Source organism: Frankia sp. AgKG'84/4 (assembly GCF_023242965.2).
GTDB lineage: Bacteria > Actinomycetota > Actinomycetes > Frankiales > Frankiaceae > Frankia.
This window is the reverse complement of record NZ_JALKFU020000464.1, coordinates 1-4,305: the sequence shown is the minus strand read 5'-3', so window position 1 is coordinate 4,305 and position 4,305 is coordinate 1. Positions and strand designations below refer to the sequence as shown.

Annotated in this window: 4 protein-coding genes; 2 read left to right on the top strand and 2 right to left on the bottom strand. The window is 72.8% G+C overall.

Annotated elements, in window-relative coordinates; translation table 11 throughout:
* Both MXD58_RS21325 and MXD58_RS21320 read right to left on the bottom strand, forming a co-directional pair.
* Nucleotides 1-1,034: DUF58 domain-containing protein (locus MXD58_RS21325; protein WP_250609795.1), on the bottom strand; the 1,034-nt coding region annotated here is incomplete at its 3' end.
* Nucleotides 1,035-1,042: 8 nt separating this feature from the next.
* Entirely contained in the window at nt 1,043-2,071 is a 1,029-nt protein-coding gene (locus tag MXD58_RS21320) for an AAA family ATPase (RefSeq protein WP_248840070.1), read from the bottom strand.
* Nucleotides 2,072-2,512: 441 nt separating this feature from the next.
* Between MXD58_RS21320 and mraZ the strand changes: the two genes are divergently transcribed.
* Together mraZ and rsmH are read left to right on the top strand one after the other, a co-directional pair.
* Nucleotides 2,513-2,944: a division/cell wall cluster transcriptional repressor MraZ gene (gene mraZ, locus MXD58_RS21315; protein WP_248840069.1), complete on the top strand. Its 432-nt coding sequence runs from the start codon at nt 2,513-2,515 to the stop codon at nt 2,942-2,944.
* 258 nt (nt 2,945-3,202) lie between these two features.
* Entirely contained in the window at nt 3,203-4,180 is a 978-nt protein-coding gene (rsmH, locus tag MXD58_RS21310) for a 16S rRNA (cytosine(1402)-N(4))-methyltransferase RsmH (protein WP_248840068.1), read from the top strand.
* Nucleotides 4,181-4,305: the final 125 nt, after the last annotated feature.

Below are 4,305 nucleotides of genomic sequence, written 5' to 3'. Positions count from 1 at the left end.
GCGAGGCCCGGCTCCGGGTGCCCGAGGACCGCGACGAGCATCGCGCCCCGCTCGCCCGCGGGCTGGCGCAGCGCGGTCAGGGCCGGCCCGAGCGATTCCGTCGGCGTGGGGGTGAGCGTCGAGAGTTCGTCGAGCAGCCCGGCGACGGCGGTGCCGCTGATGACGGTGGCCACGGCGCGGTCGGTCAGCAGCCGGACCCGGTAGCCCTCGCGCACCAGCTGCAGACCGACAGCGCCGACGGCGCTGACGGCCCACTCGAACGCCTCGGCTCCGGGCTCGCCCAGCCATGCCCTGGCCCGGGTGTCGAACAGGACCGCCGCGGCGCTGGTCTGCGGATGCTCCTCGCGGCGGACCATCAGCTCGCCCGCGCGAGCCGTCGTCTTCCAGTGGACCCTGCGCAGGTCGTCGCCGGACCGGTAGGGCCTCGTCGTGGTCTCGTCGACGCCGATGAGACCACTGCGGCGGCGCTGGTCGGTGTTCGGGCTCGACGAACCCCTGGACAGGCCCGCGGGCAGTCGCTCGATCGCCGGAGCGACGATCAGCTCGTCGAGGCTGCGGAAGCTGCGCGAGAGCTCGCACAGCCCGAAAGGATCACCGAGGCGGATCGCCATCGGCCCGATCTGGTACCGGCCGCGCGCCGTGGCGTGCAGAGAATAGGAGACGTCGCGCCGGCCGCCGGGCTCTATCCGGCCGAGGACGAAGCGCGCGCCGCCGCCCAGGCCGGCAGCGGCGCTGTCCTCGACGAGCAGGACCGACGACGGCGAGCGGCTGACGTTCGCCAACTGGATGCGCACGCCGACCTGCTCACCGGCGGTGACCCGCCGGGGTTCGAGTCGACGGGTGCAGGACAGCCGGTAGCGGGTGCGGCAGACGATCGCGGCGGCGAGGACCGGCAGGCTGGCGAGCAGCAGGCCGACGCGCAGCAGGTCCTGCTCGCCGAGCACGACCGCGGACACCCCGCAGGCCGCTCCCGCGGCGAGGAAGCTGCGGCCTCGCAGGGTGAGGCCGCGCAACGCCGCGACAAAGTCCCGCACACGTAGCTCTAACGACCGTGCCGCAGCGGGCGTGCCCCGCCTGGGCGCGGTATCGGGATCCGGTCCAGGACGTCGGCCAGGGTGCGGGCCGCGATGCTGGTGGCCGGCTCGCCGGACAGCATGATCTCCGGCTGCGGCAGCAGGCGGTGGGCCAGCACCGGGATGGTCATCTCCTGGACGTCGTCGGGTAGCACGAACGCCCGCTGGTCCAGCGCCGCTCGGGCGCGGGCCACCCGGATGAGGTGCAGCGCGGCGCGCGGGGAGGCGCCCAGGGCGACGTCGGGATGCGCCCGGGTGCCGCCGACGACGTCGACGATGTACTGGCGCACCTCGGGAGAGACGTGCACGGTGCGCACCAGGGAGATCAGCCGGGCGATCTCGGCGGCGTCGGTGACCGGGGTGACGGCCGTCAGCGGGCTCGCGCCGCCGTGGCTCTCGAGCATCGCCATCTCGGCGGCGGGGGAGGGGTATCCCATCGAGATCCGCGCGGTGAACCTGTCCCGCTGGGCCTCGGGCAGCGCCCGGGTGCCCTCCATCTCCACCGGGTTCTGGGTGGCGATCACCATGAACGGCGACTCCAGCCGGTAGGTGACGCCGTCGACCGTGACCTGGTGCTCCTCCATGCATTCCAGCAGGGCTGCCTGTGCCTTCGGCTCCGCGCGGTTGATCTCGTCGCCGACCACGATGTTGGCGAAGACCGGGCCGGGGCGGAACTCGAAGTCGCGGGTGCCCTGGTTGTAGACGCTGACGCCGGTGACGTCGCTGGGCAGCAGGTCCGGGGTGAACTGGATGCGGCGCACCCGGGCGTCGATCGAGCGGGCGAGCGCCTTGGCCAGCATGGTCTTGCCGACGCCCGGCACGTCCTCGATGAGCAGGTGGCCCTCGGACAGCAGGACGACGAGCGCGGTCGTGATCGCGTCGGCCTTGCCGTCGATGACTGTCTCTATGGACGCCCGGACCCGGTCGGCGACGTCGGCGAGGTGACCGATATCCGTCACCGGGTCACGCCAGTGGAGCAGACCTGGATCGGTCACCACCTGTTGGCCCCCCTGTGAGTGTCGAGCGTCGGAATACTCCGGACCCGGCCCCGGCGGGACCCGTCCCTCCCGAGTGTGACATCCACGGCGGGCGCACAGGGGGCGGTGGCCAGGGAAACCTGTCCGAATCGCGCCAGCGGCGGGTTACCCCGCGCGGGTGGCCCCCCGGTCGCGGATAGCCCGACAGAGCGGGGTGGGTCCCGGCGTGACGTCACGATAGGAGATGTATTTACCAATTTACCGCGGTTTATACCAGCCCGGAATCGGGCATCGCGCGCGGCAGGTTGCGGAGGGGTTTCGGTGGGGTGCCGCGGGGTGTTGAGGGGGTGTCGGGTGGGGGGCAGTGGAGTAGAGTGGCGCGCAGTGGGGGGCAGGAGCTTCCGGTTGGCCGTAGCGGGGTGACCAGGCGCTGTCTCCGCAGGCAGTGGCAGGGAGGTCGCCGTGTTCCTCGGCAGCCACACGCCACGGCTTGACGACAAGGGGCGGCTGATCCTGCCCGCGAAGTTTCGCGACGAGTTGGAGGGGGGGCTTGTGATCACCAAAGGGCAGGAACGATGCCTGTACGTGTTTCCGATGGCGGAGTTCACCCGGATCAGCGAGTCCCTGCGCACCGCACCGGTGACGGCCAAGGCGTTGCGTGACTACAGCCGCGTTTTCTTCTCGTCCGCGGCCGACGATGCGCCGGACCGTCAGGGGCGCATCACCATTCCGGCGGCGCTGCGCACCTACGCGGGCCTGACCCGCGAGTGCGTGGTCAACGGGGCGAACACCCGGGTCGAGATCTGGGACGCCCAGCGTTGGCAGGCCTACCTGGAAGGCCAAGAGGAGAGCTTCGCTGAGCTGTCCGAGGAGGTTCTGCCGGGAGTGATCTGAGCCGCCCTGGATCGTGTCCGCACGTCGCAGCCGCATCGGCCCGCGCGTCACCAGCACGGCTCCGGCCGCCCCTTCCCCGGTGGCCGGCGCCCAGTGCGAGTGACCCGTCCGCTCCGGTGCGGTCCGCGCGGACGCGCTCCACCGCATCGGTGCTGCCCGCGCGCAGCGCCCGGGTCGTCGCCGCCCCGGGACGTGCCACGTCAGTACATCTGAAGACGAGGTCCACGAGCGGTCGAGGGAGGCTCGGCACTGAACGCCATGCACACGCCGGTGCTGACGGGCCGCGTCCTGGAGCTGCTCGCGCCGGCCCTGACCGTGCCCGGAGCCGTCGTGGTGGACGCCACCCTTGGCCTCGGAGGGCACACCGCCGCGCTGCTCGCGGAGTTCCCCGGCGTCCGGGTGATCGGTCTCGACCGTGACCTCGACGCGCTGGCCCACAGCGAGCGGCGGCTGAAGCTTCTCGCCCCCGAGCGGGTGCGGCTCGTCCACGCGGTCTACGACCAGATCGGCACTGTCCTGGCCGATCTCGGCCGGCCGGCCGTCCAGGGCGTGCTGTTCGACCTCGGCGTCTCGTCCCTGCAGCTCGACACCGACGCCCGAGGCTTCGCCTACTCCCGGGACGCACCGCTGGACATGCGGATGGACGCGAGCACCGGCCAGACGGCCGCGGACGTCCTCAACAGCTACGACGCTCCCCGGCTCGCCCGTGTCCTGCGCGACTACGGGGAGGAACGCTTCGCCCGGCGCATCGCGGAGTCGGTCGTGCGGGCGCGGGCGAACGAGCCGTTCACGACGTCGGCGCGCCTCGTCGACCTTATCCGGGACGCCATCCCGGCGCCGGCGCGGCGCACCGGGGGCAACCCGGCGAAGCGCACCTTCCAGGCGCTGCGCATCGAGGTCAACGCGGAGCTGGACGTGCTGGCCCGGGCGGTGCCGGCGGCCTTCGACGCGCTCGCCGTCGGCGGGCGCCTGGTGGTGCTGTCCTACCACTCCCTGGAGGACCGCCTGGTCAAGCGTGGACTGGCCGAGTACGCCCAGACGACGGTCCCGCCGGACATGCCGCTGGTCCCGCCGGAGGCGATGCCCCGGATGCGGTGGCTGACCCGTGGCGCCGAACCGGCGAGCGAGGCCGAGATGGCACAGAACCCGCGGGCGGCCTCCGTCCGGCTGCGGGCCGCAGAACGCATCGCCCCGAAGCCAGGCCGATCCCAGCTCACCACCGGAGGTGCACCGTGACCGCTCCCGCGCAGCCGCTTTCCCGGTCCGGGCGCCCTGGTGGCGGGCGGGCGGGCGGCCCGCGTGCCGGTGCGCGCGCGGGTGAGGTGTCCGGCGGCGGCGCGGGTCGGGCGACGGCGTCCTAC